The following is a 26039-nucleotide window of genomic DNA, read 5'->3' on the forward strand; positions in this document are numbered from 1 at the left end:
ATGATGATTGAAAATGCGGTTCGGCAGGACAAACCCTGACCCCGCGGCGCCTTCCCGCAACCGGAGACATCCTCGATGAGCACCCCTCCCAAGAAGAAGAATCCCGAAGAGCTGCGCAGCCAGCAGTGGTTCGGACGACACGACCGCGACGGCTTCATCTACCGAAGCTGGATGAAGGGCAAGGGCGTGCCGCACGACCAGTTCGACGGCCGCCCGGTCATCGGCATCTGCAACACCTTCAGCGAACTCACGCCCTGCAACTCGCACTTCCGCACGCTCGCGGAGCAGGTGAAGATCGGCGTCTACGAAGCCGGCGGCTTTCCACTCGAGTTCCCGGTGATGTCGCTCGGCGAGACCCTGCTGCGCCCCACCGCCATGCTCTATCGCAACCTCGCGAGCATGGACGTGGAGGAAAGCATCCGCGGCAATCCGCTCGACGGCGTGGTGCTGCTCATGGGCTGCGACAAGACCACGCCCGCGCTGATGATGGGCGCGGCCAGCGTCGACCTGCCGACCATCGGCGTGTCGGGCGGCCCGATGCTGTCGGGCAAGTGGCGCGGCCAGGAGCTGGGCTCGGGCACCGGCGTGTGGCAGATGAGCGAGCAGGTGCGCGCCGGCACGCTCAAGCTGCAGGACTTCTTCGAGGCCGAGAGCTGCATGCACCGCAGCCACGGCCACTGCATGACGATGGGCACCGCGAGCACCATGGCCAGCATGGTCGAGTCGCTGGGCATCGGCCTGCCGGGCAACGCGGCCTTCCCGGCCGTCGACGGCCGCCGCAACGTGCTCGCGCGCGAAGCGGGCCGGCGCATCGTCGGCATGGTCCACGAGGACCTGAACATGTCGAAGATCCTCACGCGCCAGGCGATCGAGAACGCGATCAAGGTCAACGCCGCGATCGGCGGCTCGACCAATTTCGTGATCCACCTGCTGGCGATCGCCGGGCGCATCGGCGTCGAGCTCACGCTCGACGACTTCGACCGCCTGGCCTCCGAGCTGCCCTGCATCCTGAACCTGCAGCCCTCGGGCCAGTTCCTGATGGAGGACTTCTGCTATGCCGGCGGCCTGCCGGTGGTGATCAAGGAGATCGCCGACCACCTGCACAAGGACATCCTCACCGTCACCGGACAGAGCGTGTGGGAGAACGTGAAGCACGCCGAGAACTACAACCCGCAGGTGATCCGCACCCAGGCCGAGCCGTTCAAGGACAAGGCCGGCATCTGCGTGCTGCGCGGCAACCTCGCGCCCAACGGCGCGATCATCAAGCCCAGCGCGGCCACGCCCGAGCTGCTGGTGCACAAGGGCCGCGCGGTGGTGTTCGAGAGCGCCGACGACCTGCACCGCCGCATCGACGACGAGAACCTCGACATCGACGAGCACTGCGTGATGGTGCTCAAGAACTGCGGCCCCAAGGGCTATCCCGGCATGGCCGAGGCCGGCAACATGCCGCTGCCGCCCAAGGTGCTGCGCAAGGGCATCACCGACATGGTCCGCATCAGCGACGCGCGCATGAGCGGCACCGCCTACGGCACCGTGGTGCTGCACACCGCGCCCGAGGCCGCGGCCGGCGGTCCGCTGGCGCTGGTGCAGGACGGCGACATCGTCGAGCTCGACGTGCCGAACCGCAAGCTGCACCTGCACGTGAGCGACGAGGAACTGGCGCGCCGGCGCGCCGCCTGGGTCGCGCCGAAGGCACCCCTCGATTCGGGCTACTGGAAGCTCTACGTCGACACCGTGCTGCAGGCCGACGAAGGCGCCGACCTCTCGTTCCTGCGCGGCCGCCGCGGCGCCTTCGTGCCGCGCGACAACCACTGATGGCGGCGATGACGGGTCCCTTGGTCGCGGTCGACTGGGGCACGAGCTCGCTGCGCGGCGCGCTGATCGCGGCCGACGGCACGGTGCGCGAGGAGCGCAGCGACGCGCGCGGCATCCTCGCGGTGCCGGCGGGCGGCTTCCCCGCGGTGTTCGAGCAGCTGTTCGGCGACTGGATGCGCGAGCGCGGCGCGCGCTGCCTGATCTCGGGCATGGCCGGCAGCAAGCAGGGCTGGGTCGAGGCACCCTACTGCGCCTGCCCCGCGGGCCGCGTCGAGGTCGGCCGCAGCATCATCGCCATCGATGCCATTCCGGGCCAGCGCATCGCGATGGTGCCGGGCCTGAGTGACGAGCACGACGGCGTGCCCGACGTGATGCGCGGCGAGGAGGTGCAGATCTTCGGCGCGCTGTCGCTGCTGGGCCGCGACGAGGGTCTGTTCGTGCTGCCGGGCACGCACAACAAGTGGGCCACGGTGAAGAAGGGCCGCGTGACCGGTTTCCGCACCTTCATGACCGGCGAGTTCTATGCGCTGCTGAGCCAGCACTCGATTCTTTCGCGCACGCTCGACGCGTCGGCGCCGCTCGACGAGGCCGCCTTCGTCGAGGGCGTGACCCGCGCCGACAACGGCCAGGGCCTGCTGCACAACGCCTTCGGCGCGCGCACGCTGGCGCTGTTCGAGCGCATGCCGCGCGCCGAGCTCGCGAGCTATCTCTCGGGCCTGCTGATCGGCGAGGAGCTGCGCACCCAGTCGCTGCAGGCCGCGGGCGAGGTGGTGCTGATCGGCTCGTCCGCCCTCACTCAGCGCTATGCGCTCGCGCTGCGCGCCAGCGGCACGGCCACGCGCTCGCTGGGCGCCGAAGCCACCTGGGCCGGGCTGCATGCGCTGTCCGGCTTCCTCGATTCCTCCGCTTCCTCCCCATGACCACGCCCTTCGACAAATTCGACGCCGCCCTGCGCACCTTGCCGCTGGTGGCCATCCTGCGCGGGCTCGAGCCGCATGAAGCCGATGCCGTCGGCGACGCCATCGTCGAGCCCGGCTTCCTACTGCTCGAGGTGCCGCTCAATTCGCCGCGGCCGCTCGACAGCATCGCGCGGCTGCGCGCGCGCTTCCCGCGGGCGCTGGTCGGCGCCGGCACGGTGCTCGATGCGCAGCAGGTGCGCGAGGTGCAGGCCGCCGGCGGCGAGCTGATCGTGTCGCCGAACTTCGATGCCGCGGTGGTGCGCGAGGCCGCCCGCCTGGGCCTGGTGTGCCTGCCCGGCGTGATGACCCCGACCGAGGCCTTCGGCGCGCTCGCCGCGGGCGCCACCGGGCTCAAGCTGTTCCCGGCCGAGCTGGCCTCGCCCGCGGTGGTGAAGGCGCTGCTGGCCGTGCTGCCGCGCGGCACGCCGCTGATGCCCGTGGGTGGCATCACGCCCTCGAACATGACCGAATGGCGCGAGGCCGGTGCCGCCGGCTTCGGCATCGGCTCGGCGCTGTTCAAGCCCGGCAAGAACGCGCAGGCCGTGCGCGACGATGCGCAGCGCTTCGTCGCGGCCTACACGGGCACGACGCGCGCCTGATTCGACTTCCCCACGCAGAACACCAGAGGATCACGATGTCCGCCGATGCCGACTACGCCAGCCCCGACGTGCGCCAGCTGCGCGAAGACCTCGCGCTCGCGCTGCGCGCCGCCGCCCACCACGGGCTGTCGGAAGGCGTGTGCAACCACTTCAGCGTGATGCTGCCGGGCCGGCAGGACCGCTACCTGATCAACCCGCGCGGCCTGCACTGGAGCGAGATCGGCGCCGACGACATCGTGCTGATCGACGTGCACGGCGAGGTGCTCGCGGGCCGCCACCGCGTGGAGCCCACCGCCCTGTTCATCCACGGCGCGGTGCACCGCATCGCGGGCCATGCGGTGGTGCTGCACTGCCACATGCCCTATGCCACCGCGCTCACCATCACGGTCGACCGCGCGCTCGATCCGACCGCGAGCCAGAACGCGATGCGCTACATCGACCGCATCGCCGTCGACCGCGAATACAACGGCCTGGCGCTCGACGATGCCGAAGGCGAGCGCATCGCGCGCGCGATGGCCGGCAAGGACGTGGCCTTCCTCGCGAACCACGGCGTGATCGTGGCGGGCGCGACCATCGCCCATGCCTACGATGACCTCTACTACCTCGAGCGCGCCTGCCTGCACCAGGTGATCGCGCAGTCGACGGGCCGTCCGCTGGCACCGGTCAACCGCGAGCTGGCCGCGCGCGTGGCCGCGCAGATCCAGGGCGAGCGCGAGCAGTCCGACCTGTTCTTCGAAGCACTGCGGCGCATGCTGCCGGCACCGCGCGGCTGAGCCTTTTCGCGCGCTTTTCCTGTCGCCATGCGGCGACAGCGGCGGCCTCTTTGTGTCGAGGCGTTTCCCGTGCTTTCAATTGCCTTGCGGCGGTGGCCGCGGCGCGTTACGTCTGGCGCTGGACGCGGCATTCGCGCGGGCAGAATCCGCCCGGTCGCCGTGAGCGAAGTCCTACGCCCCGGCGTTACAGCGCTTCATCGGATTTCGCCCGCGCCTTACAAAGCGTTGACAAGAACGCGGGAGGATGACACCCATCAACAACCACTCCCCTGGAGTTGCCATGAAAAAGCTCACCTACGCATTCGGCGCCGCAGCCCTTCTCTCGCTGGCGGCGATCAGCGCTCCGGCCCAGGCGCAGAGCGGCCCCTTCATCCAGGCCCAGGTCTACGTGACCCCGGCACCGCCGCATCGCCATTACGACCGCCGCTACTACGCGCCCCCGCCGCCGCCCCACTACCACCCGGGCTATCACCGCGGCGATCGCTACTACCGCCATGACCGCTATGAAGGCCGCCGCTACGGGCGCCACGACAACGACCGCGACGGCGTGCCGAACCGCTACGACCGCCGTCCCAACAATCCGTACCGCTACTGACGCGGTCGTCACCAGCAACGAAAAAGCCGGGCCTCGTGCCCGGCTTTTTCATGGCCGCCGCATTCAGGCCGCGGGCACCTGCGCGTAGGGCGGCGTGTCGCTCGAGAAGCCCTGCTTGAGCCCGCGCGAGATCGCATCGGCCAGCACCTCGGGCAGGCCCTTCTCCACGCCCTCGTAGGCCAGCCGCGCCACCTCGTCGGGCGAGGTCTTCGGCGCATCGACGTGCGCGGCCATGTCGGTGTCCATGTAGCCCACGTGCACGCTGACCACCTGCGTGCCCTGGCCCGCGAGTTCGTTGCGCAGGCCGTTGCTCAGCGACCAGGCGGCCGACTTGGTGGCGCTGTAGGTCGCCACGCTCGGGAAGGTGGTCCAGGCCAGCGCCGACAGCACGTTGACGATGGCGCCGCCGCCGTTGGCCGCCAGCACCGGCGCGAAGGCGCGCGACAGCGCCCAGGGACCGAAGAAGTTGGTTTCGAGCTCGGCGCGCGCGGCCGCCACCGCGTCGGGCCCGAGCAGGTTCGAGCCGCGCGAGATGCCGGCGTTGTTGACCAGCACCGACACGTCGCCGCAGGCGCGCACCGCGGCCTCGATCTGCGCCGGCTGGGTCACGTCGAGCGCCACCGGCACCACGCCGGGCAGGGTGATGGTCTTCGGGTCGCGCGCGGCGCCGTAGACCTTGCGCGCGCCAGCCGCGAGCGCGGCCTTGGCGAAGGCGAGCCCCAGGCCGCGGTTGGCGCCGGTGATGAAGACGACCGAATCCTTGATGTTCATGGCAGACCTTTGGACAGTGGAGAAAAGAAATGCTTCAGGCCTGCGCCATGCGCCGCAGCAAGCCGCTGGTGGTGCGCGGCCAACCGACGCGGCCGAACCAGGCGCCACCCGCGATCGCCGAGCCGATGACCAGGCCGTAGACCACGAGCGCGATGCCCTGGGCCGCGAACACGCCGGTGAGCCCCGCGCCCCAGCGCAGCGCCAGCCAGCCGCCGATGCCCGCCACGGCCAGCCGCGCGAGGTTGCCGATCACCGGCCATAGCAAGCGGCCCGCGCCCTGCGAAGCGAAGTACAGCACCAGGCCGACGCCAAAGAAACCGTAGAGCGGACCCACCACGCGCAGGTAGTGGATGCCGGTGTCGAGCATCGCGGTGTCGTGGCCGAACAGCATCAGCCACGGCCGCGGGAACAGCGCGGCCAGCAGGCCGATGGTCTCGGCGAGCGTGAAGGCCAGCGCGGCGCCGATCCAGGTGGCGCGCAGCGCGCGCTCGCGCTGGCCCGCGCCCATGCAGGTGCCGACCATCGCGACCAGCGGCGCACCCAGGCCGAACACCAGCGGCACCAGCAGGTACTCGAGCCGCGAGGCCGTGCCGTAGCCGGCCAGGGCTTCGGGACCGAAGTGGCCGGTGAGCGCGGTGGCGATGCCGATCGAGAGGTTGGTGGCCACGGTCGACACCGTGCCCACGAGGCCCACGCGCAGGATGTCGCGGAAGAAGGGCCAGCGCAGCTTGAGCGCCGCCAGCGCGGGCTTGAGCAGGCTGCGCTGCGAGCGCAGGTAGACGATCAGCGCGATCGAGCCCAGCAGGTAATACAGCAGCAGCGCCATCGCGCCGCCCGCGATGCCCATGCCCGGCAGCGGGCCCCAGCCGAAGATCAGCAGCGGCGAGGCGGGGATCAGGAACACCACGCCCACCACCGTGACGTTGGCCGGCACCGCCATGTTGCCGGTGCCGCGCAGGATGGCCGACAGCGAGTTGAACAGCCACACCAGCACCGCGCCCGAGAACACCCAGTTGGAATAGGTCAGGGCCGCCTCGAGCGCCGGGCCGCTGCCGCCCATGATCCCGTAGAGCCAGCGGCCGCCGAACAGCAGCGCGAGCGAGAACAGCACGCCGAAGCCCAGCGCGATGACGATCGCATGCCACACCAGCGAGTCGGCATCGGCGCGGCGGCGCGCGCCGAGCGCGCGCGCGATGGCCGAGGAGATGCCGCCGCCCATGGCGCCGCTCGAGGTCATCTGCATCAGCATCACGATCGGGAACACCAGCGCCATGCCGGCCAGCGCGTCGGTGCCAAGCTTGCCGACGAAGTAGGTCTCGATCAGGCCGACCGAGGCCTGCGCCACCATCACGAGGACGTTGGGCGCGGCCAGCCGCAGCAGCGTGGGAACGATGGGCGCCTCGAGCAGGCGGCGGGTGCGCGGATCGAGATCGGCGGCGGAAGCGGTCATGGCCGGGTACTCCGTGGCGGGGGGACGATCAGGCGCGGGCCGGGGCGGTGCCGCCCGTGGCGGGCGCGGCATTGTTCTTGGGCGCCGACGGACGGCGGATCGCCATCACCATCAGCGCCGCCAGCAGGCAGGCCGCGCCGGCGACGTAGAGCGCCGGGGTGTAGGTCAGCAGCAGCGTGCGCGCGAAACCCGCGCCATAGGCCGCGGTGGCGGCGCCGAGCTGATGCGCGGCGAACACCCAGCCGAACACCATGCCGACCTTGGCCGGGCCGAAGGTGGCGCCCGCGAGCTTGACCGTGGGCGGCACGGTCGCGATCCAGTCGAGGCCGTAGAACATCGCGAACAGCCCAAGGCCGTAGATGGTGAATTCCGAATGCGGCAGCCAGAAGAGCGAGAGCCCGCGCAGGCCGTAGTACCAGAAGAGCAGCTTGCGGTTGTCGTAGCGGTCGGACAGCCAGCCCGACAGGATGGTGCCCACGAAGTCGAAGGCGCCCATCATCGCGAGCACCGAGGCCGCGGGCACCGCGCCCATGCCGTTGTCGCCGCACAGCGAGATGAAGTGGGTCTGCACCAGGCCGTTGGTGCTCAGGCCGCAGATGAAGAAGGTGGCGGCCAGGATCAGGAAGGTGCGGTTGGTCGCGACCTCCTTGAGCACGCGGAACGGCGTGGCGAAGGTGATCGCCGCGGCGGGCGCGGCCGGCGCCTGCGGTGCATCGGGGGCTTCGCCGAAGGGACGCAGGCCGAGGTCGGACGGCCGGTTGCGCATCAGGCACAGCGCCAGCACGCCGATCAGCAGGCTGCCGATCACGATCGGCACGATGGCCGAGCGCCAGCCCCAGTGCTCGATCATCCAGGCCGCGACCGGCAGGAAGGCGAGCTGGCCGGTGGCCGAGCTCGCGGTGAGCATGCCCACCACCAGCCCGCGACGCGCCACGAACCAGCGGTTGGCCACCACCGCGCCGAGCACCAGCGCCGTCATGCCGGTGCCCAGGCCCAGCATCAGGCTCCACAGCACGAACAGCTGCCACAGCTGCGAGGCCATCGTCACCAACGCCATGCCCAGGCCGACCAGCGCGAGGCCGGTGCAGATCACCGCGCGCAGGCCCCAGCGTTCCATCAGCACCGCGGCGAACGGGCCCATCAGGCCGAACAGCGCGAAGCGCAGCGCGAGCGAGGACGAGATCTGCTCGGTGCTCCAGCCGAACTCCTTGCCGAGCGGCTGCAGCATCGCGCCGGGCAGGCCCAGCGCGGCCGACATCGTCAGCATGGTCAGGAAGGTGATGGCGGCGACGATCCAGCCGTAGTGGATGCCGCGGCGCTGCAGCCATGCGGAGACTTGGGTGGCGAACATGGGACCTCTGGAGGAATGGGAATGGAGGAATCGGAGAAAAGAGGGGCCTGGACCGCGGGGCCTGCGGGCGTGGGGTGTGCGAAGAAGGAGAGGCCGGTGCGGGTGGGCGTCAGTCCAGCTCGCAGGCCTGGTCGTCCGCGCCGAGCAGCTCGAGCGATTCGTCGATCAAGAGGTGCAGCGCGAGCACGCGCTCCACACCCAGCAGCGCATTGAGCTTCTGCTGCGCCGTCTTCCAGTGGGCCAGCGCCTCGCGGCGCTTGGCTTCGCCGCTGTCGGTGAGCTGCACCAGGCGGCTGCGCGCATCGGCGCCGGCGCCCTGCGCGATCCAGCCCGCGGCGATCAGCGGCTGCAGGTTGCGGCTCAGCGTCGAGGGCGTCATCTTGAGTTCGCCCGCCAGGTCGACCGGGCGCGAGGGACCGAGCCGCGCCAGGTGCGACAGCAGCGAGTACTGCGTGGTCTTGAGTCCGCTGCGCGACACCTCCGCGTCGTAGTGCTGCGAGAGTCGGCGCGAGAGCTGGCGCACCTTGAAACTGGTGCAGCCGCGTGGCTTGGTGGGGGCGTCCATGGGCTATTATTGTAGCTGCAACTATTGCATATGCAACCAATTGGAGGAATGACCGCATGACCGAATCCCAGAACCTGCTCGAGACCTGGCTTGCCGAGGAGCGGGACATCATCGCGAAGCTCGAAGCCGGCCCGGGCCCCGGCGTGGCGCGTCCCGAGCAGGTGAGCGGCAAGACCGGCCTCGAGATCATGCAGGCCATGCTGCGCGGCGACATCCCCTATGCCGCCATCGCCAAGACGCTCGACTTCACCGTCATCTCGATCAGCCCCGGCGTCGCCATCTTCCAGGGCACCCCGCTGCCGCAGCACCTGAACCCGCTGGGCACCATCCACGGCGGCTGGGTCGCCACCCTGCTCGACTCCGCACTCGGCTGCTCGGTCCACACCATGATGCCGCCCGGTCGCAGCTACACCACGGCCGAGCTCGGCGTGAACTACGTGAAGGGCCTCACGCCCAAGGTCCAGCGCGTGCGCGCCGAGGGCAAGGTGATCCACTGCGGGCGGCAGCTCGCGACGGCGGAAGCGCGGCTGGTGGGCGCCGATGGCACGCTGTATGCGCATGCCACGACGACCTGCTTCGTGTTCGAGATTCCGGCGGGGCGCTGAGCTTCAGGGTCGGGCCGGTCACCTGCTCTACAGCGCGGGCGCCAGCGCCCTCGCCATCAACCGCAGGTTCTGCACCGCCGCCCCCGCCGCCCCCTTGCCCAGGTTGTCGAGCACCGCGCTCAACACGACCTGCCCCGTGCGTTCGTTGAACGCCACCGCCAGGCTCATGTCGTTCGTCCCGTTGTGGACCTGCGGATCCAGCTCGGTCGAAGCCGCACCGGCAGACAGCGGCAGCACCCGCACATGCGCCGCATCCAGATAGCGCTCGGCCAGGCATTCATGGATGCGCGCACCCGATACGCCGGCGGGAAGCAGCCGCGCATGCAGCCCGATCGTCAGCACGATTCCCTGCCGGTAGCTGCCGTAGGCCGGCACGAAGAGCGGCCGCTGCGACAGGCCGGCGTAGGCCTCGATCTCCGGCACGTGCTTGTGCTCGAGCCCCAACCCATAGACCGTCAATGAATGCGCGCCAGCCCCGGCCTCGTGGGCTTCCGCGCCCGCCCTGCCCTGGCCCGAATAGCCCGAGACGGCATGGATGACCAGCGGATAGTCGGCGGGCAGCAGCCCCGCATCCGTCAGCGGCCGCAGCAGGGCGATCGCGGCGGTGGGATAGCAGCCGGGATTCGTGACCCGCGATGCCGAGGCGATGCGTTCGCACTGCCCCGCGGCCAGCTCCGGCAGGCCGTAGACCCAGCCGGGGCTGGTGCGATGCGCCGAGCTCGCGTCGATGACGCGCACCGAGGGGTTCTCGATCATCGCCACCGCATCGCGTGCCGCGGCATCGGGCAGGCACAGGATCGCGATGTCGGCCTCGTTGAGCGCGGCGCGGCGCGCGGCCGGGTCCTTGCGCAGGTGGGTGGGCAGGGTGCGGATGCGGAATTCGCCGCCGCGCAGCCGGTTCTGCAGATCGAGCCCGGTGGTGCCCTGATCGCCGTCGATGAAGAGGTTGAGGTCCATGAGCGCGATCGTAGGGACGAGGCCGAGATGGCTCCAGCTAAATATATGGAACTCCAGATTAAGAAAAGATAAATTAGCCCGATGCGGGAACTGAGCCTCGACCATCTGCGCACCCTGGTCGCCATCGCCGATCTGGGGTCGCTGGCCAATGCGGCGCGCGCGCTGCACCTGGCTGCACCCACCGTCACCGTGCAGATCGCGGAACTGGAGTCGCGCCTCGGCGGCCAGTTGCTGGTCCGCGGGCGCGGGCCCGCGCAGCCGACGGCCCTGGGCGAGCGCTTCATCGCACGCGCCCGCCGCCTGCTGGCCGATGCCGACGATGCGGTGGAGGACGTGCGACGCCAGCTCGCCGGGCAGACCGGCCGCGTGCGCGTGGGCGCCTCGACGGGCGCGATCGCGCACCTGCTGCCGCCCGCGCTCGAACGGCTGGCGCGCGACCATCCGGGCATCGAGGTCAACGTGCAGGTGCTGACCTCCAACGACAGCATGGCGCGGCTCGCCGCGGGCAGCCTCGATCTCGCGGTGGTGGCGCTGCCGCAGCCGCCGGTGCGCGGCGTGCACGTCACGCCGCTGCGGCGCGAGGCCGTGCTCGGCTTCCTGCCGGCGAGCTGGAAGGCGCCGAAGCGCCTCACGCCGCAATGGCTGGCCGAGCGGCCGCTGATCATGAACGATGCCTCCACGCGGCTCTACCGGCAGACGGCCGAATGGTTCTCGGCGGCCGGCGTGCACTGCCGGCCGCGCATCGAGCTCAACTACAACGACGCGATCCGCACACTGGTGGCCGCGGGCTACGGCGCGGCCTTGCTGCCCGAGGAAGCGGATGGGCGCGCGCCCGATCCGCGCCTCGCGATCCGGCCGCTGAGCCCGGCGCTGTGGCGGCAGTTGGGCCTCGCGGTCGGCGACCGCGACGTCGGCGGGCCGACGCGTTTCGTGCTCGATGCATTGCAGGCGTCGAAGGGTCGCGGCGGCGCGGGCGAGTAAGCCTGCGGCTTGTAAGTCCAAACGACGCGCGCTCCACCTCCCTGTTGATAATCGTTCGCATCGGCGCCGCGGGCCGGCCGCCGCATCGCCCTAGAACACATCACCGCCCTGGAGGATCCCGTCATGACCCAACGCATCGGCGCGCGCGCAGCACACGCCCTGATCGGCGCCACCGGCGCCTGGCTCGCCCTCGCCGCCCTGCCCGCTCATGCGGCGGAAGAACTCACGCTCTACACCACGCGCGAGCCGGCGCTGATCCAGCCGTTGATCGCGGCCTTCAGCGCGCAGAGCAACATCAAGGTCAACACGGTGTTCGTGAAGGACGGCCTGCTCGAACGCGTGAAGGCCGAGGGCGCGCGCTCGCCGGCCGACGTGCTGATGACGGTGGACATCGGCAACCTGGTCGACCTGGTCGACGGCGGCGTCACGCAGTCCGTGAAGTCGGCCGCGCTCGAGTCGGCGATTCCGGCCAACCTGCGCGGCGCCGATGGCCAGTGGTTCGCGCTCTCGATGCGCGCGCGCGTGCTCTACGCCGACAAGGCGCAACCGCTCACGAACTTCCGCTACGAGGACCTCGCCCATCCCAAGTGGAAGGGCAAGGTCTGCATCCGCGCGGGCCAGCATCCCTACAACACCGCGCTGGTGGCCTCGCTGATCGCGCACGACGGCGAAGCCAAGACCGAGCAGTGGCTGCGCGGCGTGAAGGCCAACCTGGCGCGCAAGGCCACCGGCGGCGACCGCGACGTGGCGCGCGACATCCTCGGCGGCATCTGCGACGTGGGTCTGGCGAACTCCTATTACGTGGGCCAGATGAAGAGCGCCAAGGAAGGCACCGACGCGCGCAAGTGGGGCGATGCCATCAAGGTGGTGCGCCCGACCTTCGCCAAGACCGGCGGCACGCACGTCAACATCAGCGGCGCGGCGGTGGCGAAGAACGCGCCGCAGCGCGCCAACGCGGTCAAGCTGCTCGAGTTCCTGGTGTCCGAACCGGCCCAGTCCCTCTATGCCGACGCCAACTACGAATACCCGGTGCGCAAGGGCGTCGCGCTCGACCCGATCATCGGCCAGACCATCGGCGAGCTGAAGGTCGATCCGCTGCCGCTGACCGAGATCGCGAAGTACCGCAAGCAGGCCAGCGCGCTGGTCGACAAGGTCGGCTTCGACCAGTGAGATCGGGGAGCGCTCGAGCAGTAGAAACCGTTCACGCTGAGCCTGTCGAAGCGCCGCGCAAGGCTTCGACAAGCTCAGCCCGAACGGTTCTCGTGGATCGACCGGTTCTCTCCGATCGCAGATCATGCTGAGGGCCTTGCGCGGCCCCCGCACGCTGCAGGCGGTGGGCCCGCTGTGGCGCGGGGCCGCGTTGCTCGTGGCGGCCGGCGTGCTCGCGCCGGTGCTCGCCCTGCTGTGGCTCGCGCTCGGGCCTGGCGCCCAGGGCTTTGAGCACTGGCAATCGCTGTTCGCGCACGTGCTGCCGCAGGCCACGCTCAACACGGCCATGCTGCTGGGCGGCGTCGGCCTGCTGGTGCTGATCGTGGGCACCGGCTGCGCCTGGCTGGTCACGGCCTGCGACTTCCCGGGCCGACGCGTGCTGCACTGGGCGTTGCTGCTGCCGCTGGCCATGCCGACCTACATCGTCGCCTTCGCCTACCTCGACCTGCTGCATCCCATCGGCCCGGTGCAGGGCGCGATCCGCTGGCTGCTGGGCTACGACAGCCCGCGCCAGTTCCGCCTGCCCGACCTGCGCTCGATGGGCGGCGCGGTCTTCGTGCTCGGCTTCGTGCTCTATCCCTACGTCTACATGACGGCGCGCGCGATGTTCATGAGCCAGCCCGCGCACCTGATGGAGGCCGCGCGCATGCTCGGCGAGAACCGGCGCGGCGCCTTCTTCCGCGTGGCGCTGCCGCTGGCGCGCCCGGCGCTGGCCGTGGGCCTGAGCCTGGCGCTGCTCGAGACGCTCAACGACATCGGCGCGTCCGAATTCCTCGGCGTGCAGACGCTCACCGTGGCCGTCTACACCACCTGGATCACGCGCTCCGACCTCGCGGGCGCGGCGCAGATCGCCTGCGCCATGCTCGCCATGGTGATCGCGCTGGTCTGGCTCGAACGCAACGGCCGGCGCCACCAGCGCTACGGCTCGGCGCAGCGCATGCGCGCGCTGCAGCCGCGGCCGCTGCGCGGCGCCATGGCCTGGGCCGCGACGACGGCGGCCTCGCTGCCGGTGCTGATCGGCTTCGTCGCGCCGGCGCTCTACCTGGTCTGGGAGAGCGCCAAGCGGCTGCGCCAGGGCGGCGGCATCTCGCACGGGCTGCTCGCGAGCCTGGCCAACACCATCGCGCTGGCGGCCGGCGTCACGGTGGCCGCGGTGGCGGCCGGGCTGCTGGTGGCCTGGGCCGCGCGCAACCCGGGCGGCCAGGGCCACGCCGCGCGGCGTGGCCGCTGGCCCGCGCGCGTGGCCACGCTGGGCTATGCGGTGCCGGGCACGGTGCTGGCCATCGGCCTGCTCACGCCGGCGCTGGCCTTCGATGCCGCGCTCGCCACCGCGTTCGGCTGGCAGGGCCTGCCGCTGATGGGCGCGGGCGTGGTGCTGGTGGTGGCCTGCACCATCCGCTTCCTCGCGATGCCGGTCGGCAGCATCGAGGCCGGCCTGGCGCGCATCCCGCCGGCCATCGAGCAGGCCGCGCGCCTGCTCGGCGAGAGCGCCCTCGGCGCACTGCGGCGCGTGCACCTGCCGCTGCTGCAGCCCTCGATCGCCGCCGGCGCGCTGCTGGTCTTCGTCGACGCGATGAAGGAGCTGCCCGCCACCCTGCTGCTGCGGCCCGCCAACTTCGACACCCTCGCGACCTGGCTCTATGCCGAGGCCGCGCGCGGCACCTACGAGGAAGGCGCGATCGCGGCGCTGCTGATCGTGGCGGCCGGGCTGCTGCCCGTGATGCTGCTGGCGCGCAGCCAGCTCGCGGCCGCGCACGCCGCCGATCCCCTGCCCGTATCCTCCGCCACGCCATGAGCGCCAACCTGCACATCGACGCCCTCCGCCTCGCCTACGACACGCCGCGCGGCCCGCACGTCGTGGTCGACGGCTTCTCGCTCGCGCTCGCGGCCGGCGAGATCGCCTGCCTGTTCGGCCCCTCGGGCTGCGGCAAGACCACGGTGCTGCGCGCCATCGCGGGCTTCGAGCCGCTGCGCGCGGGCGAGATCCGGCTCGGCGAGCGCACGCTGTCCTCGACGCAGCAGCACCTGCCGCCCGAGGCGCGGCGCGTGGGCATGATGTTCCAGGAGTACGCGCTGTTCCCGCACCTCGACGCGGCGCGCAACATCGCCTTCGGGCTGCGCCGGCTGCCGCGCGCTCGACAGCAGGCACGCGTGGCCGAGATGCTCGCGCTGGTCGGGCTGGCCGAGGCCGGCGAGCGCTATCCGCACGAGCTCTCGGGCGGCCAGCAGCAGCGCATCGCGCTGGCCCGCGCGCTCGCGCCGGCGCCCGCGCTGTTGCTGCTCGACGAGCCCTTCTCCAACCTCGACGGCGCCACGCGCGAACGGCTCACGGTGGAGGTGCGCGCGATCCTGCGCCAGGCCGGCCAGACCGCGATCCTCGTGACCCACAACGAGGCCGAGGCGCAGGCCATGGCCGACCGCATCGGCGTGATGCATGGGGGGCGCATAACGCGCTGGATGGACACGTCGGCCTAGCACAAGACGCGCTTTTGCCAAATGGGCTTTTCGGGAAAAGGTTGTTCGCCCCCGGAAGAATCCGGCCCCACCGATTCATCCGGAGCGCCCGTCCATGTCCCAGCCCCTCACCCTCGTCAGCCATCTGCTGTGCCCCTACGTGCAACGCGCCGCGATCGCGCTGCACGAAAAGGGCGTCGCCTTCGAGCGCGTCGTGATCGATCTCTCGGCCAAGCCCGACTGGTTCCTCGCGATCTCGCCGCTGGGCAAGGTGCCGCTGCTGCGCGTGCAACGGCCCGACGGCGGCGAGACCGTGCTGTTCGAGAGCAACGTGATCTGCGAATACCTCGAGGAGACCCAGCCCGGCGCGCGGCTGCATCCCGAGGACCCGCTCGCGCGCGCCGAGCACCGCGCCTGGATGGAGTTCGGCTCGGCGATCCTGGCCGACCTCTGGGGCTACGAGACCACGAAGGACGCCGAGGTGTTCGCGCAGAAGCGCCAGGCCCTGGCCGACAAGTTCGCGCGCGTCGAAGCCGCGCTCGGCGACGGCCCCTTCTTCGCGGGCGAGCGCTTCAGCCTGGTCGACGCGGTGTTCGCGCCGGTGTTCCGCTACTTCGAGGTGTTCGACCGCCTCGTCGACTCGAAGCTCTTCGATGCCCTGCCGCGCGTCGATGCCTGGCGCCGGGCGCTGGCCGCGCGGCCCAGCGTGCGCGCGGCGGTGGTGCCCGAGTACCCCGAGCACCTGATGGACTTCCTGCGCAAGCACGAGTCGCTGCTGCTCACGCGCGCCGAGGAAGTCCGAGCGGCTTGATCGGGGCGCCGGGAGACCGACAATAGCGGGCTCCCACGACAACACCCACGGACTCCACGCGATGAGACTCCTCCACACCATGCTGCGCGTCGGCAACCTGCAGCGCTCGATCGACTTCTACACGAAGGTGCTCGGCATGAACCTGCTGCGCACCTCCGAGAACCCCGAGTACAAGTACAGCCTGGCCTTCGTCGGCTACGACGAGGGCAATCCCGGCCAGGCCGAGATCGAGCTCACCTACAACTGGGGCACCGAAAGCTACGAGCTCGGCACCGCCTACGGCCACATCGCGCTCGGCGTGCCCGATGCCTACGCGGCCTGCGAGAAGATCAAGGCCGCGGGCGGCAACGTCACGCGCGAGGCCGGCCCCGTGAAGGGCGGCACCACGGTGATCGCGTTCGTGACGGATCCCGACGGCTACAAGATCGAACTGATCCAGCGCGCCGAGCAGGCGGCCGGCGGCGGATTGCGCTGATCGGCGATGGCCACCGGCGCCGCGAAGAAGCAACCGGCCGCGAAGAAGGCCGGTGCCAAGGCCGGCGCAAAGGCTGGTAGCAAGGCCGTGCGCCACGTGGCGCTGCTGCGCGGCGTCAACGTCAACGGCATCACGATCCGCAGCGCCGAGCTGCAGGCGCTGTTCGTCGAGCTCGGCTTCGGCGCGGTGCGCACCGTGCTCGCGAGCGGCAACGTGCTGTTCGACACCGGCGAGACCGATACCGCCGCGCTGCGCCAGCGCATCGAGCAGGCGCTGCGCGAGCGCTTCGGCTACGAGGCCTGGATCGTGTTGCTCGCGCAGGCCACGGTGGCGCGCATGGCCGCGGGCTATCCCTTCGAGCGCGTCGACGAGGAGCGCCATCCGTACATCGTGTTCGGCTCCGACCCCGCGATGCTCGATGAGGTGATGGCCAAGGCCGAAGAACTCGAGACGTACACCGACCGGCTGCAGCGCGGCGACGGCGTGCTCTATTGGGAGCTGCCGCGCGGCGAGAGCACCGACACGCCGGTGGCGAAGCTGCTCGCGAAGACGCGCTACAAGTCGAGCACCACCACGCGCAACCTGCGCACGGTCGAGAAGCTGATCGCGGGTTGAGCCGCCCAGGGGCCACGGCATAGGGGCAATCGCCCCTGCGCAAGGCACGGGATTTGCAATAGATTGAAAGGCCGACCGACGCGTCGGCCTTTTTCATTCGAGCGCCACGATGCACCCCTCCAGAATCATTCCAACAGTCCTGCTCGCCGTGACCGCGGCGACGCTTTCCGCCTGCGGCGGCGGTTCCAGCGGCGGCTTCGCCGCGCTTCCCATCGGCAGCGCGCCGCCGCCGCCGTCCGCGCCGCCGCCGGCCCCGCCCGGCGCGCGCTTCGATCCCGCGCTGTGCGTGCAGCAGGCCGGCACGCCGCACGGCCAGACGGCCGGCATCAGCGGCACCAGCCTGATGGTGACCTCGGCCCACTACGAGGCCTCGAAGGCCGGCTGCAAGGTGCTGGCCACCGGCGGCAGCGCGATCGACGCGGCCATCGCGGTGCAGGCGGTGCTCGGCACGGCCGAGCCCTTCGCCTCGGGCCTCGGCGGCGGCACGCTGATCACCTACTACGACGCGGCCACGCGAGCCGTGCGCACCTTCGACGGCCTCTCGGCCGCGCCCGCGGCCACCGGCGGCGCGACCACGCTCTACCAGGCCGTGGCGCAGGACGTGTCGAGCGTCGCGCCCTACAACGTCTGCAAGAGCGGCCTCGCGGCCGGCGCGAGCATCTCCTCGCAGCAGGGCAACACCAACATCTCGGCGCGCGCGGTGGGCATTCCCGGCACGGTGGCGGTGCTCGACCTGGTGCACCGCGCCTACGGCCGCAAGGCCTGGAACGCCCTGTGGGACGACGCGATCGCGCTGGCCGAGAACGGCTTCCCGATGACCAGGTACATGTACTCGACGCTCTATGCCGACAGCGCCGAGTTCGACGACGACGGCAACACGGTGGACGCCGGCAGCGGCGTGCCGGCCTGGGTCAACTCGGCCGGCACGGTGCGCGGCGCGGCGCGCTGCAAATACCCCGATATCGCGAAGCGCTACTGCGACCCGGCCGATGCCACGATGCAGAAGCCGCTGCCGATCGGCACGCTCATCAAGAACCCCGAGCTCGCCCAGACCATGAAGCTGGTGCGCGACGGCGGCAGCGCGGCCTTCTACGATCCGGCCCGGCCCACGGTGCAGGCGATCGTGCAGCGCACCACCGCCGCCAGCCTGCCCTGCCGCTCGGTCCTGCCGACCGCGGGCACGCCCGCCAGGCCGGCGGTGGCGACCACCATCGCCTCGATCCCGAGCCTGATGCAGCCGACCGACTTCGCGGCCTACCAGGCGGTGGAGCGCAAGCCGCTCGTGGGCACGCGCTTCGGCACCACGATCTACACCCAGCCCGCGCCCTCGTTCGGCGGCTTCGTCACGCTCTATTCGCTCGGCATCCTCGAGCGCAAGAAGCTGCAGGACGAGAAGGCGCTCGACACGCCGCGCTTCGTCTACTACGCCGCGGAGGCGAGCCGGCTCGCCAACGTCGACCGGCGCGCCGTGATCGGCGACCCCGCCTGGTCGAACGTCAACGCGCGCGCCTCGGTGCTGCTGAGCGAGGCCGAGCTCGACCGCCGCGCGGCGCAGATCGGCGACAAGGCCTTCGACACCGCGCCCGCGGGCAACATCGGCAGCTTCGTGGCGGCTGACCCGGCGCTCTACGACACCATGGCCGCGCTCGACAAGGGACGCGCCGCCGCGCCGGCCACGCGGCTGGCGCAGGCTCGCCCCACGGCGCGCGACGAGGACTGGAACACCACCAGCAACGTGGCGGTGGTCGATGGCTACGGCAACGCGCTGTCGATGACGACCACGATCAACACGCACTGGGGGGCGCACATGGAAGCGGCCGGCATCATGCTCAACGACGTGATGTCGAACTTCTCCGCCGGCTCGAGCGCGCCGCCGAGCACCGGTTCGGACGTCAACGGCTACCAGGGCACGAAGCGGCCGCGCACCTCGATCGCACCCGCGATCGCCTTCGATGCCGAGGGCCGGCTGCGGCTGGTCTGGGGATCGGCGGGCGGCGGCCCGATCCCCGACTACATCGTCAAGAGCTTCATGGGCCACGTGGTCTACGGCCTCGACCTGCAGGCCGCGATCAACGCGCCCAACTTCACGGGCCAGAACGGCGTGGCCGAACTCGAGGCCGGCTCGGCGCTGGCGCCGCTGGCCGACAGCCTGCGCGCGAGCTATGGCTACGACACCGACACCCTGCGCGTGACGGGCCTGCTCAGCGGCCTCAGCGGCATCGCGGTGACGCGCGACGCGAACGGCCGCGCGGTCTACAGCGGCGCGGCCGACAACCGGCGTTCGGGCGCGGCCTTCGGCTACTGAGCCCGCGCGGCGCGCACGAAGAAAAGCCTGGCGGTGCCAGGCTTTTTCATGGGGCGCGGATCAGCAGCCGAGCAATTCGGCCAGCTGCAGGATGTCGCGCGCATGCAGGTTGTTGGCCACCACCGGCGTCACGTCCTTGGGCTGCGCGCGGCCGAACTCGAAGGGCCGCTCGATGTAGCCGGTCTTGAGGCCGCAGGCGCGCGCGGCCGCGAGGTCGTCGTGGTGCGCGGCCGCCAGCATCACCTGGCCCGGCGTGACGTCGAACACGCCGGCCACGCCGAGGTAGGTGCGCGGGTCGGGCTTGTAGGCCTTGAAGACCTCGGCCGACAGGACGCAGTCCCAGGGCAGTCCGGCGCGCTTGGCCATCTCGGTCAACAGGCCGATGTTGCCGTTCGACAGCGAGCAGATGGTGAACTTGCGCTTCAGGCGCGTGAGCCCTTCCACCGCATCGGGCCAGGCCGGCAGCCGGTGCCAGGCGCGGCTCAGTTCGCGCCGCGCGGAGGCATCGAGCCGGTCGCTGAGGCCGAAGTCGCGCAGCACCTGCTCGAGCATGCTCAGGTGCAGCTCGTCGAGCAGGGTGAAGCCGCCCTCGCCCGCGGCGATGCGCTCCATCACCTGCTTCATCGCGGGCTGGTAGCCGGCGCGCCAGGCCAGCGCGAAGGTCGCGCCGTCGACGCCCGGCAGGGCCTGTTCGGCCTCGGCGGCGATGCCGCTGTGCCAGTCGACCACGGTGCCGAAGACGTCGAAGGCCACGACCTTGAGGTCGCTGGCGTCGAAATCCGCGTTGCCCATGGCGGCCTCAGCGCGAAAGCTGGCTCGCGGCGCGCGCGAGCTGTTCGATGCGGGCCCAGTCGCCGTCGCGGATGGCGTCGGTCGGCACGATCCACGAGCCGCCCACGCAGGCCACGTTCGACAGCGCGAGGAACTCGGCCGCGTTGCCCGCATGGATGCCGCCCGTGGGGCAGAAGACGACGTCGCCGAACGGCCCCTGCCAGGCCTTGAGCATCGGCAGGCCGCCGGCCTGCAGCGCGGGGAAGAACTTGAGCTGGGTGTAGCCGTCCTCCTGGGCCGACATGATCTCGCTGCCGGTGGCCACGCCGGGCAGAAGCGGCAGGCCGAGGTCGTGGCAGGCCTTGCCGACCGCACGCGTGTAGCCCGGGCTCACGCCGAACTTCGCGCCGGCCAGCGCCGAGGCCTGGGCATCGGCCGCGCTGCGGATGGTGCCCGCGCCGGCCACGGCCTCGGGCACTTCCTTGGCGATGATCTCGATGCACTCGAGCGCCTGCGGCGTGCGCAGCGTCACCTCGAGCATGCGGATGCCGCCGGCGACCAGCGCGCGCGCGAGCGGCACGGCGTGCTTCACGTCGTTGAGCACGATCACCGGGATCACCGGCGCGTCGCGCATCACGTCGAGGGAAGTCAGTGCGTTCTTGTCGTTTACAGCCATGAGCAGGCTCCTTCTTCAGCAGTCAATGCATTGCGCCGCATGCCGGCGAACAGTTCGCGCCCCAGGCCGTGGCCGTCGGCGAAGCGCTGGGCCTCCGACAGCGTGGCGGCCTCGCGCCCGGCCCACTCGTCGGCGGGCAGCAGGACCTCGAGCGTACCCGCGACGGCGTCCAGGCGTATGACGTCGCCGTCGCGCACCTTGGCCAGCGGTCCGCCCGCGGCCGCCTCGGGCGACACGTGGATGGCGGCCGGTATCTTGCCCGAGGCGCCGCTCATGCGGCCGTCGGTGACCAGCGCCACGCGGAATCCCTTGCCCTGCAGCACCGACAGCGGCGGCGTGAGCTTGTGCAGCTCGGGCATGCCGTTGGCCTGCGGGCCCTGCCAGCGCACCACGCAGACCACGTCGCGCTCGAGCTCGCCGGCCGTGAAGGCCTTCTGCAGCGCGGCCTGCGAATCGAACACCCGCGCGGGCGCCTCGACCACATGGCGGTCGTCGGGCACCGACGAGACCTTGATGACGCTGCGACCCAGGTTGCCGCCGAGCAGCTTCAGGCCGCCGGTGGCGCTGAAGGGCGCGGCGGCGGGCCGCGTGACGGCATCGTTCTGCAGCGCGGCGGCCGGCGTCCAGCGCAGACGCTTCTCGTCGGCCTCGCCATCGAGCGACGGCACCTCCGCGAATTCGCGGATGCCGCCCGAGCGCACCGTCAGCACGTCGGCATGCATCAGTCCGGCCTCGACCAGCTCGCCGATCACGAAGCCGGGGCCGCCCGAGGCCTGGAACTCGTTCACGTCGGCGCTGCCGTTGGGGTACACGCGCGTGAGCAGCGGCACCACGTCCGACAGCTTCGAGAAATCGTCCCAGTCGATCACGATGCCCGCGGCGCGCGCCACGGCCACCCAGTGGATCAGGTGGTTGGTGGAACCGCCGGTGGCGAGCAGCGCGGCCATGGCGTTGACGATGCAGCGCTCGTCGACCATCTCGCCGATCGGTGGGCACTGGAAGGCGGCTTCGCCCGCCTTGCCCAGCACCGTGCGCACGGCCTCGCGCGTGAGCGTCTCGCGCATCGCGTCGCCGGGCTGCACGAAGGCCGTGCCGGGCACGTGCAGGCCCATGGCCTCGAGCAGCATCTGGTTGCTGTTGGCGGTGCCGTAGAAGGTGCAGGTGCCGAGCGTGTGATAGGCCGCCATCTCGGCCTCGAGCAGGCCCTGGCGACCCACGAGCCCCTGCGCGGCCTGCTCGCGCACCTTCGATTTCGCGTTGTTCGACAGGCCCGAGGGCATCGGGCCCGCGGGCACGAACACGGTGGGCAGGTGGCCGAAGTGCAGCGCGCCGATCAGGAGGCCCGGCACGATCTTGTCGCACACGCCGAGCATCAGCGCGGCATCGAACATGTCGTGCGTGAGCGCGACCGCGGTGCTCATCGCGATCAGGTCGCGGCTGAACAGGCTCAGCTCCATGCCGGGCGTGCCCTGCGTGACGCCATCGCACATGGCGGGCACGCCGCCGGCCACCTGCGCGGTGGCGCCGAGGCGGCGCGCCTCGTGCTTGATGATGTCGGGGTAGCCCTGGTACGGCGCATGGGCCGAGAGCATGTCGTTGTAGGCGGTGACGATGCCGATGTTGGGCGCGCGCTCGGCGACCACGCGGAACTTGTCGTTGGCCGGGATGCCGGCCACGGCATGCGCCACGTTGGCGCAGCCCATGCGGTCGGAGCCGCGGTCGCGCTGGCGCAGTTCGGCCAGGCGCGCGAGGTAGGCGCCGCGCTGCGCCTTGCTGCGATCGCGGATGCGATCGGTGACGTCGAGGACGATGGGGTGTGTGCTGCTCATGGGGATGTTGTGTCGGTGGCTCTGCCGATCGATCGCCACTGTCGCGTGGGGCGACCTCGAGATGGATTCATCGTAGCAAGGACGACGCCAGGGCCCGATGGAAATAGGGCACCGTGCCAATACGAATCCACGCCTGGATACCGATGCTTGCAGAACACCGGACGCGGGCCCGCGCGAGCCCGCGTTGCGGCGCATTCCGCGCGCCGCGGCGGCCTCGAATCAATCGAGCAGCTTGACCTCGACCCGACGCGCCTGCGCATCGTTGCCGCTGCCGGCCGTGACGGGCGGGCGCAGCAGGTCGATCTTGTCGGCCGGCACGCCGAGGCCGACGAGCACGTCGCGCACCGTCTCGGCACGCTTCTTCGCGAGCTGTTCGTTGACCGCCGCATCGCCGGTGGTGTCGTGGAAGCCCGAGACCACGGCCTTGCGGCCGGCCTCGACGCCCTTGATGACCGCGGCCAGCGCTTCCGCGGCGCCGGGCGCGAGGTCGGCGCTGCCGGTCGCGAAGTAGAAGTTCACCACGCCGTTGGCGACGCGGATGCTGGCGCCGTCGGGGATCGTGACGGTGACGGTCTCGGTGACCTCGGCCACCGTGGCCTGGGTGGCCGGGGCCGCGGCCGGCACCGTGATGGCGGTCTGCGCCGTCGCGGAAGCCTTCGCGGGCGTCTTGTGCCACGCCGCGAAGCCGATCACCCCACCGACGATCAGCAGCAGCAGGATCGCGATCAGTCCGAGGGCGAAATTCTGCTGGCTGTCGTCGGTGTTGTTCGTCACGCGTGCTCCATAGGATGAAAGCGGCCGGTAAATAATGGGGTGGTCAACCATGATCAGGAAATTGTAGGCATGGGTCCTTCTCCCGACACTGTAGGCGCTGGCCCCACCTCGGGCTCGGACCCGGCGCCCAATCCCGGGCCGCCGGGTCTGGATCCGATGCCGAAGCCGCTGCGCGACCCGCAGCCGATGCTCGAGCGCACCATCGCCGAATGGGGCGGCCACGAGGACCTCTGGCTGTTCGGCTACGGCTCGCTGATCTGGCGGCCCGAGTTCGATTTCATCGAGCGCCGCCCGGCCTGGGTGCGCGGCTGGCATCGCGCGCTGAAGATGTGGAGCCGCGTCAACCGCGGCAGCGTGCAGACGCCGGGCCTGGTGTTCGGCCTGCTCTCGGGCGGCAGCGTGCGCGGCATGGTGTTCCGCGTGCCGGCCGCGCAGGGCCTGGACACGCTGCGCCGGCTCTGGCTGCGCGAGATGCCCACCGGCGTCTACGACCCCAAGTGGCTGCGCTGCAGCACCGCCTCGGGGCCGGTGAGCGCGCTGGCCTTCACGCTGTCGCGGCGCAGCCCCAACTTCACGGGCGAGCTCAGCGACGAGCGCTACCGCCACATCTTCGCCAATGCCGTGGGCCGCTACGGCAGCTCGCTCGACTATGCGCGGCAGACGCTCGAGGAGCTGCGCCGCCATGCCATCCACGACGTGGCGCTCGCGCGGCTCGTCGCGCTGGCCGTCCCCGCCGACACATCGGCCGGGCACACTGCATCGCCGGCCCCGGCCGATTGCGATGTGGTGCCGCCTCCGGTATACGTCGCAGGGTCTTCCGACAAGAAATCCTCTCAACCTTCCGGACCCTCCGGATCTCCCGACAAGGACCAACAATGAAGAACTCCTCCCGCCGCCTCGCCGGCGCCGCCACCGCCGTGCTCGCGGCCACCTTGCTGGCCGCCTGCGGCACGCTGGGCGGCAAGCCCGCCACCACGGTCGACCTGGTGCCCACCGGCGCGATCACGCCGAACCCGACCACGGGCACCGTGACCTTCACCGCGCTCGAGCATGGCGTGCGCGTGGCCGGCATCGTGCGCGGCCTGCCGCCGAACACCGAGCACGGCTTCCACATCCACGAGAAGGGCGACTGCGGCGACAACGGCAATGCCTCGGGCGGCCACTTCAACCCCAGCGGCGGCACGCACGGCAAGTTCGCCGCGCCCGGCAGCCATGCGGGAGAACTGCCGAGCCTGGTGGCCAACGGCGCCGGCGAGGCCCGCTTCAGCGTCGAGAACCATGCGATCTCGCTGACGCCGGGCGCCGCCAACAGCGTGATCGGCCGTGCGCTGGTGGTGCACCGCGACAAGGACGACTTCACGACCCAGCCGGCCGGCAACTCGGGCCCGCGCATCGCCTGCGCGGTGATCGGCAAGTAAGGGCTTCGTTCAGCCGGCGCGCTGTGCGCCGGCTGCCTCGCGCGCGCGCCACAGCGCCTCGGCGCGCGCCAGGGCCTCGGGAGTGTCGATGTCGGTCACGACGCCGGCATCGTCGAGCGCCAGGTCAGCTACCGAATTCATAGCACGCAAAGCCCGCAGCACGGGCGCCGCGCCGAAGTTGCCTTCGAGCGCGGCGAGCGCCGCATGGCAGCCGGCGGCAAAGCCCACCGGATGCCCGCGCTCCCCCTGGTAACTCGGCTGCGCCGCCTGCACGCCGCCCGCGAGCGCCGCGGCCACCGCGCGCATCGTTTGCGGCAGCACGAGCGGCAGGTCGCCCGGCAGGATCAGCCAGCCGGCCGCGGCCGCCGTGGCGCGCACCGCGGCGGCAATGGAATCGCCCATGCCCGGATGGCCCGCGTCCTCCACATGCCAGGGCAGGCCGCTCGAGCGCACCGCGTCGAGCGTGCGCTCGAGCACCGGTTTTCCGGCCAGCGGCGCGCGCAGCTTGGAGCCGCTGCCGCCGGCGGCCACGAAGCGTTCGCCGCGGCCCGAGGCCAGCACGATCACGGTCGGGGGATTCGCGAGGGAGGTCACGGCGCGAGTATCGCTTGCGCAACAATGCCGTCATGACTTCCCCGACTTCCAAAGAATCGCTGGCCGCGCTGCGCAAGAGCTACGAGCGCGCCGAGCTCGGCGAGGCGCACAGCGCCGACGATCCGCTGCGCCAGTTCGAACGCTGGCTCGACGAGGCCATCGACGCCCAGGTGCCCGAGCCCAACGCGATGACCTTGTGCACCGTCGGCAGCGACCTGCGGCCCTCGAGCCGCATCGTGCTGATCAAGGGCTACGACGCGCGCGGCCTGGTCTGGTACACCAACTACGAGAGCCGCAAGGGCCGCGAACTCGCGGGCAACCCCTATGCCTCGCTGCAGTTCCACTGGGTCGAGCTCGAGCGCGTGGTGCGCATCGAGGGCCGGGTCGAGAAGGCCGGCGCCGACGAGAGCGACGCCTACTACGCGAGCCGCCCGCTCGATTCGCGCCTGGGCGCCTGGGCCAGCCCGCAGAGCGAGGTGATCGGCGGGCGCGAGGTGCTGGTGAAGAATGCGGCCGTCGCCGCGGCGAAGTACCTGCTTTCGCCGCCGCGCCCGCCGCACTGGGGCGGCTACCGGCTGGTGCCCGACCGCTGGGAGTTCTGGCAGGGCCGCAAGAGCCGGCTGCACGACCGGCTGCGCTACCGGCTCGAGGCCGGCCAGTGGACACGCGAGCGGCTAGCCCCCTGAC

General features: G+C 71.1%; 27 protein-coding genes. 17 read left to right on the forward strand and 10 right to left on the reverse strand.

Translation table 11 applies throughout. The features are described from left to right. Positions 1-75: 75 nt before the first annotated feature. The 5 genes from INQ48_22625 (at position 76) to INQ48_22645 (ending at position 4741) form a co-directional block, all read left to right on the forward strand. On the forward strand, positions 76-1815 hold the full coding sequence (locus tag INQ48_22625) for a dihydroxy-acid dehydratase (GenBank protein QRF56145.1): 1740 nt from the start codon (positions 76-78) through the stop codon (positions 1813-1815). 8 nt (positions 1816-1823) lie between these two features. Beyond that, positions 1824-2735 carry a 2-dehydro-3-deoxygalactonokinase gene (locus tag INQ48_22630; GenBank protein QRF56146.1) on the forward strand — a complete coding sequence of 304 codons (912 nt, stop codon included), beginning with the start codon at positions 1824-1826 and terminating at the stop codon, positions 2733-2735. Continuing rightward, positions 2732-3373: a 2-dehydro-3-deoxy-6-phosphogalactonate aldolase gene (locus INQ48_22635; GenBank protein QRF56147.1), complete on the forward strand. Its 642-nt coding sequence runs from the start codon at positions 2732-2734 to the stop codon at positions 3371-3373. Before INQ48_22630 ends, INQ48_22635 begins: the two co-directional genes overlap by 4 nt. Positions 3374-3408: 35 nt before the next feature. After that, on the forward strand, positions 3409-4146 hold the full coding sequence (locus INQ48_22640; GenBank protein ID QRF56148.1) for an aldolase: 738 nt from the start codon (positions 3409-3411) through the stop codon (positions 4144-4146). A 280-nt stretch (positions 4147-4426) separates the two neighbouring features. Then, on the forward strand, positions 4427-4741 hold the full coding sequence (locus INQ48_22645) for a hypothetical protein (GenBank protein ID QRF56149.1): 315 nt from the start codon (positions 4427-4429) through the stop codon (positions 4739-4741). A 63-nt stretch (positions 4742-4804) separates the two neighbouring features. On the opposite strand, the gene INQ48_22650 is transcribed toward INQ48_22645, so the two are convergent. The 4 genes from INQ48_22650 to INQ48_22665 form a co-directional block, all read right to left on the reverse strand. Continuing rightward, positions 4805-5512: an SDR family oxidoreductase gene (locus tag INQ48_22650; GenBank protein ID QRF56150.1), complete on the reverse strand. Its 708-nt coding sequence runs from the start codon at positions 5510-5512 to the stop codon at positions 4805-4807. A 34-nt stretch (positions 5513-5546) separates the two neighbouring features. Beyond that, positions 5547-6962 carry an MATE family efflux transporter gene (locus tag INQ48_22655; GenBank protein QRF56151.1) on the reverse strand — a complete coding sequence of 472 codons (1416 nt, stop codon included), beginning with the start codon at positions 6960-6962 and terminating at the stop codon, positions 5547-5549. Positions 6963-6990: 28 nt separating this feature from the next. Continuing rightward, positions 6991-8313, reverse strand: coding sequence for an MFS transporter (locus tag INQ48_22660; GenBank protein ID QRF56152.1), 1323 nt, complete (start codon positions 8311-8313; stop codon positions 6991-6993). Positions 8314-8422: 109 nt separating this feature from the next. Continuing rightward, positions 8423-8878 (reverse strand): winged helix-turn-helix transcriptional regulator, encoded by a 456-nt coding sequence (locus INQ48_22665; GenBank protein ID QRF56153.1) that lies wholly within the window; start codon positions 8876-8878, stop codon positions 8423-8425. A gap of 56 nt (positions 8879-8934) precedes the next feature. Between INQ48_22665 and INQ48_22670 the strand changes: the two genes are divergently transcribed. After that, positions 8935-9483: a PaaI family thioesterase gene (locus INQ48_22670; GenBank protein ID QRF56154.1), complete on the forward strand. Its 549-nt coding sequence runs from the start codon at positions 8935-8937 to the stop codon at positions 9481-9483. Between the two features lie 27 nt (positions 9484-9510). Here INQ48_22670 and argC read toward each other — a convergent pair whose 3' ends face one another. Next, entirely contained in the window at positions 9511-10440 is a 930-nt protein-coding gene (gene argC / locus INQ48_22675; protein QRF56155.1) for an N-acetyl-gamma-glutamyl-phosphate reductase, read from the reverse strand. Between the two features lie 81 nt (positions 10441-10521). On the opposite strand from argC, the gene INQ48_22680 reads away from it, so the two are divergent. The 8 genes from INQ48_22680 to INQ48_22715 all read left to right on the forward strand — a co-directional run bounded on the left by INQ48_22680 (position 10522) and on the right by INQ48_22715 (position 19290). Further along, positions 10522-11421, forward strand: a complete 900-nt coding sequence (locus INQ48_22680) for a LysR family transcriptional regulator (protein ID QRF56156.1) — start codon at positions 10522-10524, stop codon at positions 11419-11421. A 123-nt stretch (positions 11422-11544) separates the two neighbouring features. Continuing rightward, on the forward strand, positions 11545-12591 hold the full coding sequence (locus tag INQ48_22685) for a Fe(3+) ABC transporter substrate-binding protein (protein QRF56157.1): 1047 nt from the start codon (positions 11545-11547) through the stop codon (positions 12589-12591). 124 nt (positions 12592-12715) lie between these two features. After that, positions 12716-14425 carry an iron ABC transporter permease gene (locus INQ48_22690; GenBank protein QRF56158.1) on the forward strand — a complete coding sequence of 570 codons (1710 nt, stop codon included), beginning with the start codon at positions 12716-12718 and terminating at the stop codon, positions 14423-14425. Continuing rightward, the gene (locus tag INQ48_22695) at positions 14422-15105 is read left to right on the forward strand and encodes an ABC transporter ATP-binding protein (GenBank protein ID QRF56159.1); all 684 of its coding nucleotides are present in this window, start codon (positions 14422-14424) and stop codon (positions 15103-15105) included. Before INQ48_22690 ends, INQ48_22695 begins: the two co-directional genes overlap by 4 nt. A 94-nt stretch (positions 15106-15199) precedes the next feature. Continuing rightward, the gene (locus tag INQ48_22700; GenBank protein QRF56160.1) at positions 15200-15895 is read left to right on the forward strand and encodes a glutathione S-transferase family protein; all 696 of its coding nucleotides are present in this window, start codon (positions 15200-15202) and stop codon (positions 15893-15895) included. Between the two features lie 61 nt (positions 15896-15956). Continuing rightward, positions 15957-16370, forward strand: coding sequence for a lactoylglutathione lyase (gloA, locus tag INQ48_22705; GenBank protein ID QRF56161.1), 414 nt, complete (start codon positions 15957-15959; stop codon positions 16368-16370). A gap of 6 nt (positions 16371-16376) precedes the next feature. Continuing rightward, positions 16377-16985 carry a DUF1697 domain-containing protein gene (locus INQ48_22710; protein QRF56162.1) on the forward strand — a complete coding sequence of 203 codons (609 nt, stop codon included), beginning with the start codon at positions 16377-16379 and terminating at the stop codon, positions 16983-16985. Between the two features lie 109 nt (positions 16986-17094). Beyond that, on the forward strand, positions 17095-19290 hold the full coding sequence (locus INQ48_22715; protein ID QRF56163.1) for a gamma-glutamyltransferase: 2196 nt from the start codon (positions 17095-17097) through the stop codon (positions 19288-19290). A 60-nt stretch (positions 19291-19350) separates the two neighbouring features. On the opposite strand, the gene INQ48_22720 is transcribed toward INQ48_22715, so the two are convergent. The 4 genes from INQ48_22720 to INQ48_22735 form a co-directional block, all read right to left on the reverse strand. Beyond that, complete coding sequence (locus INQ48_22720) at positions 19351-20082, reverse strand: haloacid dehalogenase type II (protein QRF56164.1); 732 nt, start codon at positions 20080-20082, stop codon at positions 19351-19353. 7 nt (positions 20083-20089) lie between these two features. Then, positions 20090-20737, reverse strand: coding sequence for a bifunctional 4-hydroxy-2-oxoglutarate aldolase/2-dehydro-3-deoxy-phosphogluconate aldolase (gene eda, locus INQ48_22725; GenBank protein QRF56165.1), 648 nt, complete (start codon positions 20735-20737; stop codon positions 20090-20092). After that, positions 20728-22566 carry a phosphogluconate dehydratase gene (locus INQ48_22730; protein ID QRF56166.1) on the reverse strand — a complete coding sequence of 613 codons (1839 nt, stop codon included), beginning with the start codon at positions 22564-22566 and terminating at the stop codon, positions 20728-20730. Before INQ48_22730 ends, eda begins: the two co-directional genes overlap by 10 nt. 219 nt (positions 22567-22785) lie before the next feature. Further along, the gene (locus INQ48_22735) at positions 22786-23391 is read right to left on the reverse strand and encodes an OmpA family protein (protein ID QRF56167.1); all 606 of its coding nucleotides are present in this window, start codon (positions 23389-23391) and stop codon (positions 22786-22788) included. A gap of 105 nt (positions 23392-23496) precedes the next feature. On the opposite strand from INQ48_22735, the gene INQ48_22740 reads away from it, so the two are divergent. Continuing rightward, the gene (locus INQ48_22740; GenBank protein QRF56168.1) at positions 23497-24219 is read left to right on the forward strand and encodes a gamma-glutamylcyclotransferase; all 723 of its coding nucleotides are present in this window, start codon (positions 23497-23499) and stop codon (positions 24217-24219) included. Continuing rightward, positions 24216-24758, forward strand: a complete 543-nt coding sequence (locus INQ48_22745; protein QRF56169.1) for a superoxide dismutase family protein — start codon at positions 24216-24218, stop codon at positions 24756-24758. Before INQ48_22740 ends, INQ48_22745 begins: the two co-directional genes overlap by 4 nt. A gap of 9 nt (positions 24759-24767) precedes the next feature. Here the strand turns inward: INQ48_22745 and INQ48_22750 are convergent, their stop codons facing one another. Then, positions 24768-25352: an NTP transferase domain-containing protein gene (locus INQ48_22750; protein ID QRF56170.1), complete on the reverse strand. Its 585-nt coding sequence runs from the start codon at positions 25350-25352 to the stop codon at positions 24768-24770. Between the two features lie 32 nt (positions 25353-25384). On the opposite strand from INQ48_22750, the gene pdxH reads away from it, so the two are divergent. Next, positions 25385-26038 (forward strand): pyridoxamine 5'-phosphate oxidase, encoded by a 654-nt coding sequence (pdxH, locus tag INQ48_22755; GenBank protein QRF56171.1) that lies wholly within the window; start codon positions 25385-25387, stop codon positions 26036-26038. Position 26039: the final 1 nt, after the last annotated feature.

Source organism: Variovorax paradoxus (assembly GCA_016806145.1).
GTDB lineage: Bacteria > Pseudomonadota > Gammaproteobacteria > Burkholderiales > Burkholderiaceae_C > Variovorax.

Excerpts from the sequence above, each read along its gene's own strand:
- INQ48_22635 (QRF56147.1), top strand. The coding sequence starts at position 2,732 with ATGACCACGCCCTTCGACAAATTCGACGCCGCCCTGCGCACCTTGCCG.
- INQ48_22710 (QRF56162.1), top strand. The coding sequence starts at position 16,377 with ATGGCCACCGGCGCCGCGAAGAAGCAACCGGCCGCGAAGAAGGCCGGT.
- INQ48_22685 (QRF56157.1), top strand. The coding sequence starts at position 11,545 with ATGACCCAACGCATCGGCGCGCGCGCAGCACACGCCCTGATCGGCGCC.
- INQ48_22645 (QRF56149.1), top strand. The coding sequence starts at position 4,427 with ATGAAAAAGCTCACCTACGCATTCGGCGCCGCAGCCCTTCTCTCGCTG.
- INQ48_22735 (QRF56167.1), bottom strand. The coding sequence starts at position 23,391 with ATGGTTGACCACCCCATTATTTACCGGCCGCTTTCATCCTATGGAGCA.
- INQ48_22695 (QRF56159.1), top strand. The coding sequence starts at position 14,422 with ATGAGCGCCAACCTGCACATCGACGCCCTCCGCCTCGCCTACGACACG.
- gloA (QRF56161.1), top strand. The coding sequence starts at position 15,957 with ATGAGACTCCTCCACACCATGCTGCGCGTCGGCAACCTGCAGCGCTCG.
- INQ48_22625 (QRF56145.1), top strand. The coding sequence starts at position 76 with ATGAGCACCCCTCCCAAGAAGAAGAATCCCGAAGAGCTGCGCAGCCAG.
- eda (QRF56165.1), bottom strand. The coding sequence starts at position 20,737 with ATGGCTGTAAACGACAAGAACGCACTGACTTCCCTCGACGTGATGCGC.
- INQ48_22640 (QRF56148.1), top strand. The coding sequence starts at position 3,409 with ATGTCCGCCGATGCCGACTACGCCAGCCCCGACGTGCGCCAGCTGCGC.
- INQ48_22715 (QRF56163.1), top strand. The coding sequence starts at position 17,095 with ATGCACCCCTCCAGAATCATTCCAACAGTCCTGCTCGCCGTGACCGCG.
- pdxH (QRF56171.1), top strand. The coding sequence starts at position 25,385 with ATGACTTCCCCGACTTCCAAAGAATCGCTGGCCGCGCTGCGCAAGAGC.
- INQ48_22670 (QRF56154.1), top strand. The coding sequence starts at position 8,935 with ATGACCGAATCCCAGAACCTGCTCGAGACCTGGCTTGCCGAGGAGCGG.
- INQ48_22720 (QRF56164.1), bottom strand. The coding sequence starts at position 20,082 with ATGGGCAACGCGGATTTCGACGCCAGCGACCTCAAGGTCGTGGCCTTC.
- INQ48_22690 (QRF56158.1), top strand. The coding sequence starts at position 12,716 with ATGCTGAGGGCCTTGCGCGGCCCCCGCACGCTGCAGGCGGTGGGCCCG.
- argC (QRF56155.1), bottom strand. The coding sequence starts at position 10,440 with ATGGACCTCAACCTCTTCATCGACGGCGATCAGGGCACCACCGGGCTC.
- INQ48_22665 (QRF56153.1), bottom strand. The coding sequence starts at position 8,878 with ATGGACGCCCCCACCAAGCCACGCGGCTGCACCAGTTTCAAGGTGCGC.
- INQ48_22700 (QRF56160.1), top strand. The coding sequence starts at position 15,200 with ATGTCCCAGCCCCTCACCCTCGTCAGCCATCTGCTGTGCCCCTACGTG.
- INQ48_22655 (QRF56151.1), bottom strand. The coding sequence starts at position 6,962 with ATGACCGCTTCCGCCGCCGATCTCGATCCGCGCACCCGCCGCCTGCTC.
- INQ48_22650 (QRF56150.1), bottom strand. The coding sequence starts at position 5,512 with ATGAACATCAAGGATTCGGTCGTCTTCATCACCGGCGCCAACCGCGGC.
- INQ48_22660 (QRF56152.1), bottom strand. The coding sequence starts at position 8,313 with ATGTTCGCCACCCAAGTCTCCGCATGGCTGCAGCGCCGCGGCATCCAC.
- INQ48_22630 (QRF56146.1), top strand. The coding sequence starts at position 1,824 with ATGACGGGTCCCTTGGTCGCGGTCGACTGGGGCACGAGCTCGCTGCGC.
- INQ48_22680 (QRF56156.1), top strand. The coding sequence starts at position 10,522 with ATGCGGGAACTGAGCCTCGACCATCTGCGCACCCTGGTCGCCATCGCC.
- INQ48_22740 (QRF56168.1), top strand. The coding sequence starts at position 23,497 with ATGCCGAAGCCGCTGCGCGACCCGCAGCCGATGCTCGAGCGCACCATC.
- INQ48_22745 (QRF56169.1), top strand. The coding sequence starts at position 24,216 with ATGAAGAACTCCTCCCGCCGCCTCGCCGGCGCCGCCACCGCCGTGCTC.
- INQ48_22730 (QRF56166.1), bottom strand. The coding sequence starts at position 22,566 with ATGAGCAGCACACACCCCATCGTCCTCGACGTCACCGATCGCATCCGC.